This is a genomic window from Paraburkholderia sp. BR13439 (assembly GCF_040948805.1).
In the GTDB taxonomy this organism is placed as follows: domain Bacteria; phylum Pseudomonadota; class Gammaproteobacteria; order Burkholderiales; family Burkholderiaceae; genus Paraburkholderia; species Paraburkholderia youngii.
Window position 1 is genome coordinate 326,270 of sequence record NZ_JBFPKN010000006.1, and the last position, 15,798, is coordinate 342,067.

Consider the following 15,798-nt stretch of genomic DNA (forward strand, 5'->3'; position numbering starts at 1 on the left):
TCGCGTCGAGTCGCCAAGCGCGGTCAGAACTCACCCACGTCTTCAGGCCTTTCTGCTCCGCACGACGCGCTTGAGCCAGATGCCCGGAGCATAGACCACCGGGCAACTCGCATACAGAAACATCCGAATCCGCAGCCCGAGCTTTACGCCGGCGCTGCGCGTCACGAGGCCGATGCGTTCGCCCAGGCTGCGCGCTTCGAACATCGCATGGATGAACTGCTCGCGCGCGAGCTTCGGCGCCATCGCCGCGCGCATGCGTTCGCCGACGCCGGCGATCTGGGCGTCGCGCTGCAGCTGCGCAAGTTCCGCGAGTCCGTAGCGATTGCTCTGCCGCATCCGCGCGATCAACTCGTCGACCGACTGGTAGCGACGCTTGCGCGAGAGTCCGCCGCGCCGGTAGCGCACCAGCGGCTCGCGCAGACTGATCGCGCCGCCCGACAGGATCGCGCGCAGCACCATGATCTGATCCTCCGCCGCGGCGCCCGGCAGCATCGGCCCGAAGCGCTCGATCAGGCGTCGCGACCACGTGTGCGCGGCGCCGATCAGCCACGGACGCTCGACGAGCCAGTCGTCGAAGCTGCGATAGCGGTCGAGCTCGGTCGGGCTCACGCGCTCGTGCACGTGACCCGTTTCGTCCATGTCGGCGAGATCGGTCGCGATCAGGTCGGGGCGGCGCCCATGCGCGAGCCAGCAGTCGACGACGCGCTCGCAGCGCTCGGGCGCCGACATGTCGTCGCCGGCAGCGACGAACAGCAACTCGCCCTGCGCCAACTGCGCGAGTTGCGACAGGTGCGCGCTGATGCCCTGGTTCACCATATTGCGCCGCGCGATCACGCGATGCGGCCCGCTGTAGCCGGCGAGCGCCGCTTCGATCGCGGCGTAGGTCGCGTCGCGGGACGCGTCGTCGGAGACGATGATTTCGAGCGGCTCGTAGGTTTGCGCGAGCGCGCTGCGCACGGCGTCGCCGATCTGCTCTGACTGGTTGTAGGCGATCACGAGCATCGAGACGAGGGGGCGGGCCGTGTCGGCGGTTGCAGGGGGTGCGAGGTGCGCCAGGCTATCGGTCATGGAGTCGGGGAGAAAGCGATTGGCCTAGATTCTAGCCGCTGACGGCCGCGCCGCGCGACGCGCACGGCAAACCCGAGCCCCCGCGAGCTGAACCCGGCGAAATCCATCCTTTACAATTGCCGCTGCCCCGAAACTGCGCACCCAAGGACTCGTCCGCGCGTGCGCCTCACCGAGACCGATCCTTGTCAGAGCCGACCCTCGACCCGAACCAGCGGCCCCTCACCGACATCGCGCTGACCGCCCAGGCGCTGAAGAACAGCGGCGGCGCCGAGCGCTACACGCGCGACGTGATCGCCGGCCTGCATCGGCTCGGTCTGCGCCCGACGCTGTTCGCGCGCGAGATCGATCAGGCGCTTCCCGAGGCCGCGTGGATCGATGCCCAGCCGCTCAACGTGCGCTGGGCGCCGCGCAAGCTGCGCAACCTCGCGTTCGACTGGCGTCTGAAGCAGCGTTTGAAGCGGCATCGTCCGGCGTGCGTGTTCTCGATCAATCACTCGACGCATGCCGACGTCGCATTGTGCGGCGGAACGCATCCGGGTTCGCTCGAAGCCGCGGGCCGCACCGCGCGCCGCAGCGACGAATGGCAAATCGAGCTCGAGCGGCGCGTCTACACGCGGGCGCGCGCGATCGTCGCGCATTCGCAATTGATGAGCCGCGAGTTGCAGCGTTTCTATCACGTGCCGGCAGCGCGCATCGACGTGCTCTATCCGCCCGTCGACACCGCCCGCTTCAAGCCGCTCGACGCCGCCGCGCGCGCGGCCGTACGCCGCCAGCTCGGCGTGCCCGACGATCGCGTGATGTTCGTGTTCTCGTCGACGAGTCACGAGCGCAAGGGCTATCCGTTGCTCGAAGCGTTTTTCTCGGGCACGACGCTGCCGGTCTGTCTCGTCGTCGCGGGCCGCCCGGTGCCCAAAACTGGCGACACAATTCGTTACGCGGGTTACAGCAAAGAGATCGAAAAGCTGTTCGCGGCCGCCGATTTCACGGTCGTCGCGTCGGCGTACGAGCCGTTCGGGCTCGTCGGTGTGGAGTCGGTGATGTGCGGCACGCCGCTCGTGATCGCCGACAACGTCGGCTCGGCGGAGACCGTGACCGGCGCCGCGAAGATCGAGTTTTCGCGGCAGTCCGAGGGCAGTTTCGAGCGCGCGATCGGGCACGCGGTCGAACGCGTGAAGAGCGGCGCCGCGCGCATCGCGGCACCGCGCGACAGCCTCGTGTACGACCCGAGCGTCGACGCGCACGTCGCGGCGCTTTACGAGGTGTTCACGCGAGGATGAGGGCGGCGCTCCGCGCTCGGGCAGCCGCTTCTCATCGAATCGGAATCAATCGCGCGGCTGCGTCTCGCGCACGAGCGCGGCTGGCGTCGGCGCGGCCGGCGCTTCGCTGCGCAGCTCGCGCTTGCGTGCATCGATCATCGCCAGCAGTGTCGCTACCAGCAGCGCGAGCAGTACCGTCACCATGACCGGCACCAGCACGTCGATCGTGAGCCCGAAGATCACCGTGCTCGACGCGACCGCGAGACCGGAATACGACGCGGCGCGAATCGCCGGGTCGCTCGCATGCCGGTGTCGCCAGAAATACACCGTCATGCCGTAGTAGAACAGCAGCAGGCAGATCACGCCGACCGCGCCCATCTCGGCCAATGTCGAGAAGAAGTCGCTATGCGCGCGTTCGTTGACGATCTCGGCCTTCACCTCGCCGCGCTTGGCCATCGCGCCGAGCTCGTTGACCAGATGGCCCTTGCCGACGCCCCACAGCGGATGCCGCTCGACGATCATCCGCGATGCGTTCCACAGTTGCAGGCGCAGACCGGTGGCCGTGAAGTCTTCGCCCTTGTGCATCATCGATACATCGTTCGGCACTTCGGCGAAGCGCTTCTGGACCCGTTCGGTCGACAACAGCCCCCCCGCGCCGATCACGATCACGAGCGTCGCGACCAGCAGGCGCTTTTTCCGCGTGAACCAGTGGTACTGCATGCCGAGCAGCACGACGAACACCGGCACCGCGAGCCAGCCGCCGCGCGAGCCCGACAGAAACGACGCATAGCCGCCCGACACCAGCGCGAGCACGCGCGGCACGAGCACGCGCCAGTCGCGCGGATTGTCCCAGCCGAGCGTGAATACCGACAGGAACGCGAGCAGCAGCGCGGTATCGCCGAACGGAATCGCGTTCGTGTACGAGTTGTTCAGGCGGTTCGCATCGGTCCAGCCGCCGGGCGGCTGATTGATGATCGCCCATGCGCCGACCGCGAGCGCGCCGGCCGCACAGCCCCAGCCGATCATGCGCAGATTGCGCGACGGCAATTGGCGCAGCAGCAGGAACACCAGCAGCGCGAACACGAAGCGCGCGACCGAATCGAGTTCGCGTGGCAGCCAGTAGCCGAGCGCCAGCTGCTGCGCGCCGATCCCGACGACGAACGCGAGCATGCCGATCGTGAACCAGCGATAGGTGCGCAACGCGGAGAAATAGCCCGGCATGCGCCGGTTGACGATGGCCGCGCCGAGCGCGAGCGCGACGAGTACGAAAAAGCAGTAGCCGGTGCCGCCGCGCCACATCAGATTGACCGCGGGCGCGAGAAACAGCAGGGCCGACGTGAGCCAGACCAGACTGGTAGCAAAAATCATAGGTCTACGTTATCGATGAGCACACTACCGTTCCGGTGGTGAAATTGCAGGGGACGCCGGACCATTTGAGGTTTTCAAGACGGCAGAGCGATCCGGATTATAACCATGCGCTACCTTGCGGAATGCTTGCTGCCGCACCCGGTAAGGTACCGTCGGCCCGCGGTATTCGGCGTGGCGGCGGCAGGCGGCGGCTGTCGTGCGCGCAGGTGGGGGGCGGTACAATCGCGCGACATTCATGGCCGGCGCGCGGCGCATGCCGCGCCCCGCGCCCAGCTCAACGGACCGACTCGATGTTCTCAATCATCATCCCGACCTGGAACAACCTGCCTTATCTGCGCCTCGTGATCAAAAGCCTGCGCCGTCATTCGACGTATCCGCACCAGATCATCGTGCACGTCAACGACGGTTCGGACGGCACGCTCGCGTGGGTGCGCGACGAGGGCATCGAGCATACGGCGTCGCCCGGCAATATCGGCATCTGCCACGCGGTCAATATCGCGGCGGCGCGCGCGACGCAGGACTACATCGTCTACATGAACGACGACATGTACTGCTGCCCGGGATGGGATGAAGCGCTCGTCAAGCGTCTCGCGCAGATGCCGGCCGACAGGCTGTTCATGTTGTCGGGCACGATGATCGAGCCGGTCGATTCGGGCAATCCGTGCGTGGTCGTACGCGACTTCGGCCGCGATGCCCAGGTGTTTCGCGCCGACGAGCTGGTCGCTGCCGCGCCCAGTCTCGTGCGTGCCGACTGGCGCGGCGCGACGTGGCCGCCGACGCTCGTGCATCGCGACTGGTGGTTCAAGGTGGGCGGCTACAGCAGCGAACTGAGCCCCGGCATGAGCAGCGACAACGATTTCTCGATGAAGCTGTGGGACGCGGGCTGCCGCGTGTTCGTCGGCGTCGGCGACAGCCTCGTCTATCACTTCCAGCAGAAGAGCACCGGCAAGATCGTGAAGAACGACGGCCGTCGCCAGTTTCTCAACAAGTGGGGGATGACGCAGGCGACGTTCGACCGCTATTACCTGCGCCGCGGCACCGCCATCGACGGTGCGCTCGCGGTCAGCGAGCCGGAGCGCACCGGCCGGCTGCGCCGGGCGCTGCTGAAGTCGCGCATCAAGCGCGCGTTGGGCTGACTGGCGTCGAACCGAAAACGGGTGGCTCGACGCGCTGCGGGTGTCGCTGCGGGTGTCGTTGCGGATGTCAAACGCCGCCCGTCACGAGCGGCAGCACCGTCAGGTCCGGATGCGTGCCGTCGACGATGCTGCGTCCCACGTGCACCGCTTCGTAGAGCGCGTCGTCGACACTCGCGAAGCTCTCCTCGCCATCCGCGTGAAACGGCACCGCATGGCCGGGAAGCTGGGGATTGGCGCCCGGATGACAGACGTAGCCTAGATACGTGTAGCGACTCTTTTGCGTGGCCGCGTCGGCGGCATGCGCCGGGTCGGGCGGGTCCTTCGGAACAGGTGACACGTGTATCTCGAAGCCCTCGTATTGCACCGTTTGCCAACTTGCGGTTTGGTCGGCCATGACCGCCTCCGTCTAGGTCTGTCCTGTCCAAAAGTCTAGGTGATTTGCCGCCAAAACGCGCGGATGCGCGGGCCTGTAGTTGGAAGATTTTTTGCTTTATTTCTGAAAATCGGCAGTATCCACGATCGCGTCGGCCAGAACGCCCCGTCTGGTTCTCGTCGGATAAAATGCTGCGCTTTGCCTAAATCCGACTTCGCTCATGTGGTTCAAAAACCTTCAACTGCACCGTCTGCCCGCTCCGTGGTCCGTCACCCCTGAACAGATGCAGAAGTGGCTCGCGCCGTACGCGTTCGCGCCCGGCCAGAGCGTCGAGATGCAGGCCCAGGGGTGGGCGCCGCCGCGCGACGGCGACTCGCTCGTCTACGCGATGAACGGTCAGATGCTGCTGACGTTCCGTGCCGAGAAGAAGCTGCTGCCCGCGTCGGTGGTCACCCAGATCACGCGCGAGCGCGCGGCCGAGCTCGAGGAGCAGCAGGGCTTCAAGCCGGGCCGCAAGCAGATGCGCGACCTGAAGGAGCAGGTCACCGACGAGTTGCGCCCGCGCGCGTTCAGCATCCGCCGCGATACGCGCGTGTGGATCGATTGCACGAATGGCTGGCTCGTGATCGACGCGGCCTCGCAGGCGCTCGCCGACGATGTGCGCGGTCTGCTCGTCAAGTCGATCGACCAGTTGCCGCTGATGACGGTGCGCGTCGCGCAGTCGCCGGTCGCGGCGATGACCGGCTGGCTGCTCGACGGCGATGCGCCGGCGGGTTTCACGCTCGATCAGGACACCGAGCTGCGTTCGCCCGCCGAGGGCAACGCGACGGTCCGCTATGTCGGACATGCGCTGGACGCCGAAGACATGCGCCGCCACATCGAGGCAGGTAAGCAATGCATGCGGCTGGCGATGACGTGGAACGATCGTGTGTCGTTCGTGCTGACGCCGTCGTTGACAATCAAGCGCATCGCGCCGCTCGACGTGCTCAAGGAAGCGAGCGATCCGACCGCGCAGAACGACGACGAACGCTTCGATTCCGACGTCGCGCTGATGACGGCCGAACTCGACCGCATGCTGCGTGATCTGATCGATGCACTCGGCGGCGAGCAGGGCGAGCAAGGGTTCGCGTTGCCGCAGGCCGTGGCGGCTTGAGCGTCAGATTCTCGTGCTGTCGAGCGCTTCGACGAGGGTCCAGTAAGGCGTGATCGAGCGCAGACGGATCGGGTAGATCCGCTGCAGCAGAGCGAGCGTCGCGTCGCTATCGGTGAGCTGATAGATGCCCGACACGCGCAGATCGGCGACGCCGGCGGCACAGCGCAACACGCCGGCGTGATAGCGCGCGAGTTCATCGACGAGGTCCGCGATACGCATGTCGTTCGCGTAGAGCAGGCCACGCGTCCACATCGCCTCGCGTGGGTCGAGCGTGAGCGGCGCCGCGATGCCGTCGCGCGTGAACCTGCACCATTGGTCCTGCGTCAGCATCAGCGCCGCGGTCGCTGCCGGCGTCGCCAACGCGTCGCCGCGAAACGCAGCCACGCGCGTGAAACCATCGCGTTGCTGCACACTGAACTGCGTGCCACGCGCTTCGACGACGCCTTCGGCCGTTTGCACGAGTAAAGGCGCATGAGTCGTTCGGGTGCCAGCGGTGCCGCGGACATCGCTCACGGGCCGCACCATGATTTCCCCTTCAAGCAGATGAACGCGCCGAACGTTCGCTTCGAACGCGACGTCGATCGCGCTCGCGCTGCCCAGCGTGATCTGGGAGCCATCCGCGAGCAGTATGTCGTGCAGTTCGCCGGTCGCGGTGCGGAAGTCGGCGGTCCATGTGCGCCATGGCGGCCGGCTCGCGAGCCAGCCCGCGGGCGCGGCGATGGCGAGCCACGACAGCGCCTTGAGCGCGCGTCGCCGTCCCGCCGACACGCCGACAACCCCCGCGTCTTCGCGTAGCGCGGTGCCGGCTTGGCGCCGCAATTCATGATTGGCCTGTCTTTCCGTATTCGACTCGCAAAGCATTTTGATTAAATGTGCTGCATTCTGAACGCAATTGACAGATGTGATTTATCAATTGAATTTTGCAAATCACATTTAACAATCCATGCCCATTGAATTGGCTATTTCCGGTTGAATGTGAACCTGAGTTCACATCGGGGTTACGCACGCACACCCGGTAATTGCAGATCAGGCAGACACATTGTCACGGATACAAAAAAACTGCGCTATGCGTGTGACTTTACTTTTTCATGAATGTTTGGCCGTGAAATACGGCTAATTGCGCCGCAAGCGAACGTAACCTTTTCGTCATGCATTACAGTGTGCCGGGTTTAGCTGACGGGTGTGTGAAGCCGGCTGAAACTATCCGCGTGGGCCACACGGATCATCGCCGTCCTGCGCGCGGGCGAGTTCCTGGTTGCGTTGCAACCTGTCATGCATCATGACTTCCCTTCGAGCATGAACCACGGTAGAACTCCGTGCGCTGCCGCACCTTCGATGCAGACGAAAAAACGACAGCCGTATCAAAGGCTTGCGGCTTTTTCGGGGAAGTTATGCACAGATTTGCCAACAAAAACTGTGGGTAACTTTGCGCGTATGGTCGCGTGTCGAAGCGCTGTCAGTCTTCGAGCGCCCACGCGCGCTTGCGGCGCAGCAGCGCCGAGCCGATCGATACCGCGGCGCCGATGCCGCCCATCGTCAGCGACAGCGCGACGATCAGTGGGCCCGTTTGCGTACGAGCGGAGAACACGCCGACCAGCAGGCCGGCGAGCGGCTGCGTCAGATTGTTCAGCAAAATCGCGACGCCGATCGTCTTGCCGTAGTCCTCGGGCGGAATGATCTGCAAACGCGCGCTGCGGATGTACACGTTGAACATCTTGTCGAAGCCGACGATCAGCAGAAAGCCGAGCGCATAGCCCCACGGCGACGCGCTCGCGCCCGCGATCACGCCGCCCGCGCAGATCATCACGAACGCGACGAGACCGAGCACGCGCGCGGGCCAGCCGGCACGCGCCACCGTCAGCAGCACCAGCACCGTGGCGACCGCGCCGGCCGTTTGCAAAACTGCGTAGTAGCGATTGGATTGCGCATGCAAGCCCGTCACCATCGCCGCCGATGTCGCGAGCGTGACACCGATGACGAGATTCTCCGCGGCCGCGAGCATGATGACCTTTTTCAGGCCCGGCAGCGTCCACACGTGCTTGAGCGCGATGCGCAGCGGTGTGCTCCAGCGAGCGGCGCGCGCGAGCGATTGAGCGGACCCGGGCGAGCGCGCGCGAAAACCGCTGAGTCGCTGCCAGACCAACAGCGCCGCGTCGGCACACAGAAACAGCACGCCGGTCGCGGCGACCACCCATTCCCAACGCCACACACCGAGCAGCAGCGCGGCGAGCATCGGCCCGAGCACAAAGCCGAGCTGGTCGGCCAGTTGCGAATAAGCGAGCACTTTCTGGATCTGCTGCGTGCTGAAGATCTGCGGCAGCATCACCTCGCGCGCGACGAGCCCCTGGCTCGTCAGCACGCCGCACGCGGCCGACAGCGCGATCAGCCAGCCGATGCTGCCGAACAGCGCATACGCGGCGATACCACCGAAGCACGCGAGTGCGCGCACTGCCTGGCTCAGCCGCATCAGACGCAGCGGCGGGAAGCGGTCGCAGAGCGCGCCGAAGAACGGGAACACGAGGTAGCGCGGCAGCGTTTCGATGAAGAACGCGAGGCCCGACCATGAAACCTGGCGCGTCGTTTGATAGACGACGAGCGGCACCAGAAAGAGCAGGATCTGATCGGCGAGACGCGCGATGAACAGCGAACAGAAGAACGCCTGATGGTTGACGCGCACCGTGGTTGTCTCGCCGTGTTTGGGTGGAGTCCGATCCTATCAAAAGATCGCGCAAGCGAGGGAAGGCGGGGCGCTCGCTGCCGACGCGGTTCTACTCGCCGCGATACGCCTGTTCCAGCGGCGCGATATCGAGCTTGACCATCTTCATCATCTGCGCCATCACGCGGCTTGCCTTCGCGCGATCCGGATCGCGCAGCATCTGCAGCAGAACGTTGGGCGTGATCTGCCACGACACGCCGAAGCGATCCCGCAGCCAGCCGCAGGCCACCGGCTCGCCGCCGTCGAGCAGCTTCGACCAGTAGCGGTCGACCTCTTCCTGCGAGTCGCAGTGAACCATCAGCGAGATGGCCGGCGTGAATTTATATTGCGGGCCACCGTTCAGCACCATGAACTCCTGGCCTTCGATTTCGAAGGTGACGGCGACGACCTCGCCCACCGGTCCGGGGCCGGCGTCCGTGGATTGCAGCGTAGTGGCGATGCGCGAAGTCGGAAACACCGACGTGTAGAACTCCGCGGCTTCTTCCGCATTGCCGTCGAACCACAGGCACGGCGCGATTTTCTGCATGACGTTGCTCCTTCGGGACGGGTGTCGGTGGGGCCGGACGTGCGTTCGCCCGACGCCCACCTTCAGCTCACTTCTTCTCTTGGGACGAACAATCCATCGCGGCCATCGCCTTCTGGATTTCCTCGGTGCTAAGGTCGCGCTTGTGCGTCGCGAGCGACCAGCTGTGGCCGAACGGGTCCTTGACCTGGCCATAGCGGTCGCCCCAGAACATATCGGTGACAGGCATCGTGACGGTCGCGCCTGCGTCGACCGCCTGTTTGAAACTTGCGTCGACGTCCGGTACGTAGTGGTGAATCGTGACCGGCGTGCCCTTCAGCGTGTTCGGGCCGAAGGTTTGGTGCTCGGGCCATTCGTCGGTCAGCATCAGCATCGAGTCGCCGATTTTCAGGGTCGCGTGCATCACCTTGCCGTCGGGGCCCGGCAGACGGACCTGTTCGACGGCGTTGAAGGCTTTCGTGTAGAACGCGATTGCATCGGCGGCGTTCTTGCAGATCAGGTACGGCGTGAGTGAGTGCATCCCTTCCGGGATCGGTTTGACTGCGGGGCTGGACATGACGGTGACTCCTTGAAGTAACGGTTCCTCAGTGGAAAGACCGGCTGCGTGAGCTGGGTCTTCAACGTTACGACGAGTTTGTGACCGTTGGATCGACACTCCGGGAAAAATATTTTTCGGGCCCGGGGCGAGGGTGAGTCGCCGTTGTCATTCACCCCGCCGGATTGTCCTCGTCCGCAGGCGGCGCGGACGACGGCGCCACGCTGCCGGCCGGTGCGCCGAGGATGCTGATCTGGAACGTCCGCGTCGCGGCGAGCGACTGCAGCGTCGCGTCCTCGGCGATGCGCTCGTCGAGCGGCAGGATTACCGAGCCACCGATCACCGCGCGCCGGCTGTTGTCGGCCGGACGCAGGCCCCACACGTCCTGATAGACGACCGGGACCGTGGCGCCGTTGCGCGTCGTGTTGCCGAGGTACAGCATCACGTGGCCGCCGATGTAGATCAGCGTGCGCAGCGGCACGCCATGCCGCGCCAGATAGTCGAGCCGCTCGGCGGGCGTCGAGTCCGACAGATCGATCATGCGGCCGGCGCTCATCTGCGTCGACGAATGGCGCGGCAGCCACACGCCGAACGCCGCGAAGATGCTTTGCAGTTCCGACGAACAATCGTTGTAGAGGCCGCTGTTCCCCCAGCCGTACGGCCGGCCGATCAGCGCCTTCAACAGCATCGCGAGATGGCGCGGTGTCGCGGTGAGCGGCATCGGCGTGATCTGCGTGGTGTCGAGCGACGCGGTGCGGATCAGCGCGCGGCCGTCGACGTCGCGCGCGGGAACGAGTAGCTGGAGCGCGCCTGCGTTGGTGCTTGTCGCGGCTGGCGATGCCGAGCCACCCGTCAGCAGCGGCAGCATCGTCCCGGCCGGCGCGTTGAAGCGGAATACGTCGCGGCTGTCGTTGACCGCCGCCGACGCGGCGATCACCGCGCCCAGCGACGTGCCGGCCGCCGTGCGCCATTGATCGATGAAACGATCGTCGGCGAACGCCACGCCGTCACTGCGCACCCAGCCCTGCACGTCGGGCGTCTGCACGTAATGCCATGCACCGTCGACGCTGCCGCCGAGCACATAGAGCGGCGTACCCGGCCGCACCGCCGAAATCTGCAGGTTGTCGAACGGATAGCCTTCGCCTGCCAGGTGACGGTCGTAGAACGACGGATCGGTGGTTGGCAGTTCGCGCACCATCAGGTTGCCGGTCGCGATCGCGCGCCGCTCGGGCTGATACACCGGCGCTTGCGTGAACTGCGCGACGTTGATGTTGCGCGCGATCGCGTCGATCCACGCCTTGTCGTGCGGCCGGAAGTTTTCGCCGTAACCGATGACGCCGCCATGCTTGCCGGTGTTGTCGAACTTGTCGATGCGGCGCTGTTGCAGTGCGGCAATGTCCTCGCCCTGTTCGCGAAACACGCGTGCGCTCACCCAGGCGGGATTCCATGGCGACGGCGCGTTCTCGCCCGTGCCGAAGTAGCGCGCGAATAGCGCGTCGAAGTGTGCGCGCTGCTCGGCGGCGCTGAGAAACGGCCGATCGTAGTCGGGGCTGTTCGGATCGAGCCAGTGATCGACGTTCTGGTCGTAATGGGCGAGCGGAAACAGCGTGACGTTATCGACGAACGCGTGCGTGCCATGCGGCGGCGTTGGCGTGCCGCACGCGACGAGCATCGTGACGGCGGCGCATAGCATGGCGGTGCGGCAGGCACGGCCGGAGAGAACGGCGACTGGCATAAAGATTCGGCGTATGAGGTGCAAGGCCACGATGATACGGTGCCGGCGATACCCGCGGCGCATTGGATGTTTGGTGGCGGCGCGCGCGGCATCCGCTACACTCGCTTTGTCCGTCCACCCGCGCGTTGCCACGCGCTTCAATCGACAGGGAGCACGCTATGAAAACCAGCGCCCGCAATCAGTTCAGCGGCGAAATCACCGACGTCACGCACGGTGCCGTCAACGACGAAGTCACGCTGCGCACGTCGGACGGTCTCGAGATCGTCGCGATCATCACGCACGGCAGCGCGAAATCGCTCGGGCTCGCGGCTGGCAAGCAGGCGTTTGCCCTCGTGAAGGCATCGTCGGTGATCGTGATGGTCGATGTCGCGAAGCACCAGGTGTCGGCGCGCAACTGCGTCGAAGGGACCGTCGCGGCCGTGACGAAGGGCGCGGTCAATTCGGAAGTGACGATCGGTGCAGGCGGCGCACAGATCGCGGCGATCATCACGAACGACAGCGTCGAGCGTCTTGGCCTCGCGAGCGGCAAGACGGCGACGGCGATTTTCAAGGCGTCGAGCGTGATTATTGGGGTCGATCAGTAGCAGGCCCAGGCCTTTGGGACGGGTACTCAACGAGATCTCACTTATCCCGCAGCGCGCGAACGATGATGCCGTCCCATCCAAACACAATCCTGTGAGCGTCCATCCGGAAAACTGCAAAACAATTGTCGCTATCTACGACAACAGTTGTAGCGGGCAATCCGGTTTCATTCACGCGAAGCCCGAACTGATTCGTCAACGCCGAAAGCGTGTCGATTCGTTTGACGGTAAAACCTGTGTTCGGCTGGCAGGTTTCACTGTCGAAGCTCATGGATTGCGGCGTAATTGTCATCGTCATGCCGAGAATCCTTTTTGCTTCGGGGATGCCACCAGAAATATCGGCGTAGTCAACTACATCGGTCACGACCCAATTGCCGACGAAATCATTAATCGTCGCGTGCGGTGTTTGTGCCGCGCACACGCTCGCCGAGGCGGTCAGTGCGAGAGCCACATATGCAAAAATCTTGTGGCCTGTCATTGTGCGGACTGCCGGAACGGTGCGGATTCTCGTTGGCGCCGGCTCGTTAGTCCCCGGCTTCTCTTCGCAGGACCGATCTTTCGGCCATTGCGATCGCGCGGGGTAATCATCACATTGAGCATCATTTTTTCTGCGACGGCTGTCATGTCTCCGGTATTTGCGGGACCTAGCGCGTCGCGTGTGTTCTGGCGTGACGAGTTATAAGCAAAAGACACGGCAGCATCGAACTGTGCCTGAGTCAATTCGTACTGCGTGACCACGGTTTTAACTGCTGCCTCTGCCTCACGAACCCGATTTCGCAGGATAGTGTTTGCCTCTTCGGGAACAACCGTTCGCGCTAGTTCCTCCGCCGTACACGGACCGAAGTGGGCTAATGTGCCGATGCCCCAGGTGCAATTACCATTCTTTGGTGCATCGTTGTAGTAGCGCATAACGACGCCTTCATTTATACGAAGGGCGGTATAGCCTGCTTCACTCATGGATTTATCTGAATTTGCGTTTGGCATCGAGTATCTTAAAAAAGCAGATCGAATGGAGTGAGTAATATAACAAAATAGAACTCGCAAAAATCAGTTTGAGTTAAAATAATGCGAAATGAGTTATTTATAATATTAAGATAGAATCTGAAAAGGGCAAATTGAGAATTGAAGGGGACGCGAGCATAGACGCGCGGTGTGTGTCGCCGCGTTTGACATCCGCGCTTGGGGATTGCGCTTGCTTTAAACTTTGCCGTTCACCCTCCCGCTCTGCTCACGGACACCGTCATGTTCCAAGTTTCCTCTACCTCGCATCTGCCGAAAGCCGCGCAATATGAAGAACTGGTTGCGCAGGCGCGCGCGCTGCTGGCCGGCGAAACGGACTGGATCGCCAACGCCGCGAACTTCTCGTCGTTCGTCTTTCATTCGTTGAGCGATCTGAACTGGGCCGGCTTTTACTTTCACGACGGCCGCGAACTGGTGGTCGGCCCGTTCCAGGGCAAGCCCGCGTGCGTGCGCATTGCACTCGGCAAGGGCGTCTGCGGTACGGCCGCGCAAACCCGTCAGACCCAGGTCGTGCGCGACGTGCACGAGTTTCCCGGTCACATCGCGTGCGATTCGGCGTCGCAATCGGAAATCGTCGTGCCGCTCGTCGCGCCCGACGGTACGCTGATCGGCGTGTGGGATGTCGATAGCCCGATCATCGCGCGCTTCGACGAGGAGGACGCGAAGGGCATGCAAGCGTTGTGCGCGGTGTTCATCGAGGCAGCGCTGCCGCGCGGCGTGTAACGTCGCGAATCGCGCCGAGCGCGACGCGCAGCATTGAAGCACAGATCGTCCATCTCAATCTTTGAGACGCTCGAGCGCATCTTCTTGATGCCGTCGTGTCGTGCTTGCTCTGCATCGGTATCGATCAAGCGAATCAAGCCGACGATGAACGACTCCCTCTACCGTTTCTTTCATCTTCAGCCGTCACTCCTCGTCACGCTGACACACGACGTCGTTGATATCGCGATTGCCGTGCTGATCGTCGTGATTGGCTGGTGGTTGTCGAATCGCGTTGGCGCGATGTTCGCGAAGGCGCTCGCGCGCACGCGCGCGGACCCGACCCTCGCGCCGATGCTCGCCGCGATGGGCACGTGGGCCGTGCGCGTGCTCGCCTTCATCGCGGCGCTCGGTGAAGTCGGCATCGCGACCGCGAGCGTATTGGCCGTGCTCGGCGCGGCTGGCCTCGCGATCGGCCTCGCGCTGCAAGGTACGTTGCAGAACATCGCGGCCGGCATGATGCTGCTGTTGCTGCGACCGTTTCGCGTCGGCGACGTGATCGAAGGCAGCGGCGCTGCGGCTGGCATCGTCCGCGAGGTGGGGCTCTTCACGACGCGGATCGAACGCGGCGACGGCAACATCGTGTTCGTGCCGAATAGCCAGATCTGGAGCAGTCCGGTGATCAACTACAGTTGTGGCGGGACGCAGCGCATCGAGGTCGACGTGGAACTCGCGCAGCGCAAGGACGTGGATGCGGCGATCGGGCAACTGCAGAAACTCGTGGCCGACGAGCCGCGTGTGCTGAGCGGTTCGACGCTTGCACCGGTAGTGTCGGTTGCGGATTATCCGGCGGATGGCGGCGCGACGTTAAGGATCGCCGCGTGGGTCAGGTCGCCGGACGCGTCGTTGGCTGGCGGCGATCTGCAACAGAGGGCGCAGTCTGTGCTGGAGCAGGCGGGGTGTGAGGTGGCGGCTTAGGCCTCGAGAGGTTCGGGTTTAGGGTTTCGCGGCATGGCATACGGCCTCGATGCGATTGCCGGCCGGGTCGATCAGAAATGCGGAGTAGTAGCCGGGGTGATAGTGGGGCCTCAAGCCAGGTTGGCCGTCGGATTTGCCGCCGGTCGAGAGTCCCGCTTTGAAGAATGCATCAACGTGCTCGCAGGACGGCGCTTTGAAGCACCAGTGACGTTTGTTTTCTGTTATTTCATTTGGATCGAGATACACGGCCAAATAGGTCGATGAGGTGTCGTCGATCGTGCAACGCTCGCCGTAGCCTAAGGCGGTGGGACGGTCGAAGACTTTGCTCGTGCCGAGAGCTGACATGATGGCGTCGTAGAAAGGGCGGGCTGCCTCGATGTCGGGAACGCCGATCGATACGTGATCGAGAAGCTGCATTAGATGTCTCCCTCTGGAAGTTGCGCTGAGTTTATACCTTTGACTCGTTTCAACAGGGCTTGGCGATGCGCAGGCGTTCGACTATCAGCCGGATATGCCGGTGGGCGTTTTCGCTCGCGGAGGTTCGGATGTGGATCCAGTGGATCGATAGTCGCGACGACTCGAAGGGGGCCACGCTCAGCGAGCAGAAGGGTGATGAGTACGTCCAGAAACTGAGGGCTGGAGCTCGCCTGTTATTTG

The 15,798-nt window shown here is 63.9% G+C and carries 17 protein-coding genes; 6 read left to right on the plus strand and 11 right to left on the minus strand.

Annotated features, from left to right (window positions below):
* Positions 1-42: 42 nt before the first annotated feature.
* Positions 43-1,068, minus strand: a complete 1,026-nt coding sequence (locus AB3X96_RS15045; RefSeq protein WP_368590338.1) for a glycosyltransferase family 2 protein — start codon at positions 1,066-1,068, stop codon at positions 43-45.
* Positions 1,069-1,250: 182 nt separating this feature from the next.
* On the opposite strand from AB3X96_RS15045, the gene AB3X96_RS15050 reads away from it, so the two are divergent.
* Positions 1,251-2,345: a glycosyltransferase family 4 protein gene (locus tag AB3X96_RS15050; protein WP_368590339.1), complete on the plus strand. Its 1,095-nt coding sequence runs from the start codon at positions 1,251-1,253 to the stop codon at positions 2,343-2,345.
* Positions 2,346-2,390: 45 nt separating this feature from the next.
* Here the strand turns inward: AB3X96_RS15050 and AB3X96_RS15055 are convergent, their stop codons facing one another.
* Entirely contained in the window at positions 2,391-3,692 is a 1,302-nt protein-coding gene (locus AB3X96_RS15055) for an O-antigen ligase family protein (RefSeq protein ID WP_368590340.1), read from the minus strand.
* Between the two features lie 290 nt (positions 3,693-3,982).
* Here AB3X96_RS15055 and AB3X96_RS15060 point away from each other — a divergent pair, with 290 nt between their 5' ends.
* On the plus strand, positions 3,983-4,828 hold the full coding sequence (locus tag AB3X96_RS15060; RefSeq protein WP_176109175.1) for a glycosyltransferase family 2 protein: 846 nt from the start codon (positions 3,983-3,985) through the stop codon (positions 4,826-4,828).
* Between the two features lie 67 nt (positions 4,829-4,895).
* On the opposite strand, the gene AB3X96_RS15065 is transcribed toward AB3X96_RS15060, so the two are convergent.
* Positions 4,896-5,222, minus strand: coding sequence for a hypothetical protein (locus AB3X96_RS15065; RefSeq protein ID WP_176109174.1), 327 nt, complete (start codon positions 5,220-5,222; stop codon positions 4,896-4,898).
* A gap of 199 nt (positions 5,223-5,421) precedes the next feature.
* Here AB3X96_RS15065 and AB3X96_RS15070 point away from each other — a divergent pair, with 199 nt between their 5' ends.
* Complete coding sequence (locus AB3X96_RS15070) at positions 5,422-6,354, plus strand: recombination-associated protein RdgC (protein WP_176366918.1); 933 nt, start codon at positions 5,422-5,424, stop codon at positions 6,352-6,354.
* A gap of 3 nt (positions 6,355-6,357) precedes the next feature.
* Here AB3X96_RS15070 and AB3X96_RS15075 read toward each other — a convergent pair whose 3' ends face one another.
* The 5 genes from AB3X96_RS15075 to AB3X96_RS15095 all read right to left on the minus strand — a co-directional run bounded on the left by AB3X96_RS15075 (position 6,358) and on the right by AB3X96_RS15095 (position 11,863).
* On the minus strand, positions 6,358-7,173 hold the full coding sequence (locus AB3X96_RS15075) for a FecR family protein (protein WP_368590341.1): 816 nt from the start codon (positions 7,171-7,173) through the stop codon (positions 6,358-6,360).
* Positions 7,174-7,810: 637 nt separating this feature from the next.
* On the minus strand, positions 7,811-9,031 hold the full coding sequence (locus tag AB3X96_RS15080) for an MFS transporter (RefSeq protein ID WP_368590342.1): 1,221 nt from the start codon (positions 9,029-9,031) through the stop codon (positions 7,811-7,813).
* 91 nt (positions 9,032-9,122) lie between these two features.
* Positions 9,123-9,596: a VOC family protein gene (locus AB3X96_RS15085; RefSeq protein ID WP_368590343.1), complete on the minus strand. Its 474-nt coding sequence runs from the start codon at positions 9,594-9,596 to the stop codon at positions 9,123-9,125.
* A 67-nt stretch (positions 9,597-9,663) separates the two neighbouring features.
* The gene (locus AB3X96_RS15090) at positions 9,664-10,149 is read right to left on the minus strand and encodes a VOC family protein (RefSeq protein WP_368590344.1); all 486 of its coding nucleotides are present in this window, start codon (positions 10,147-10,149) and stop codon (positions 9,664-9,666) included.
* A 151-nt stretch (positions 10,150-10,300) separates the two neighbouring features.
* A complete protein-coding gene (locus AB3X96_RS15095) occupies positions 10,301-11,863 on the minus strand; it encodes an SH3 domain-containing protein (RefSeq protein WP_368590345.1) in 1,563 nt (520 codons plus the stop codon).
* A gap of 158 nt (positions 11,864-12,021) precedes the next feature.
* On the opposite strand from AB3X96_RS15095, the gene AB3X96_RS15100 reads away from it, so the two are divergent.
* The gene (locus AB3X96_RS15100) at positions 12,022-12,447 is read left to right on the plus strand and encodes a molybdopterin-binding protein (RefSeq protein WP_176109169.1); all 426 of its coding nucleotides are present in this window, start codon (positions 12,022-12,024) and stop codon (positions 12,445-12,447) included.
* Between the two features lie 37 nt (positions 12,448-12,484).
* Here the strand turns inward: AB3X96_RS15100 and AB3X96_RS15105 are convergent, their stop codons facing one another.
* Positions 12,485-12,922 (minus strand): hypothetical protein, encoded by a 438-nt coding sequence (locus tag AB3X96_RS15105; RefSeq protein WP_368590346.1) that lies wholly within the window; start codon positions 12,920-12,922, stop codon positions 12,485-12,487.
* Positions 12,919-13,401 (minus strand): lysozyme, encoded by a 483-nt coding sequence (locus tag AB3X96_RS15110; RefSeq protein WP_246392069.1) that lies wholly within the window; start codon positions 13,399-13,401, stop codon positions 12,919-12,921. The genes AB3X96_RS15105 and AB3X96_RS15110 overlap by 4 nt, the downstream gene beginning before the upstream one ends.
* 285 nt (positions 13,402-13,686) lie before the next feature.
* Between AB3X96_RS15110 and AB3X96_RS15115 the strand changes: the two genes are divergently transcribed.
* Together AB3X96_RS15115 and AB3X96_RS15120 are read left to right on the plus strand one after the other, a co-directional pair.
* Complete coding sequence (locus tag AB3X96_RS15115) at positions 13,687-14,187, plus strand: GAF domain-containing protein (RefSeq protein ID WP_176109166.1); 501 nt, start codon at positions 13,687-13,689, stop codon at positions 14,185-14,187.
* A gap of 144 nt (positions 14,188-14,331) precedes the next feature.
* The gene (locus AB3X96_RS15120) at positions 14,332-15,141 is read left to right on the plus strand and encodes a mechanosensitive ion channel family protein (protein WP_368590347.1); all 810 of its coding nucleotides are present in this window, start codon (positions 14,332-14,334) and stop codon (positions 15,139-15,141) included.
* An 18-nt stretch (positions 15,142-15,159) separates the two neighbouring features.
* On the opposite strand, the gene AB3X96_RS15125 is transcribed toward AB3X96_RS15120, so the two are convergent.
* Positions 15,160-15,558, minus strand: coding sequence for a VOC family protein (locus AB3X96_RS15125; protein ID WP_368590348.1), 399 nt, complete (start codon positions 15,556-15,558; stop codon positions 15,160-15,162).
* Between the last annotated feature and the right edge of the window lie 240 nt (positions 15,559-15,798).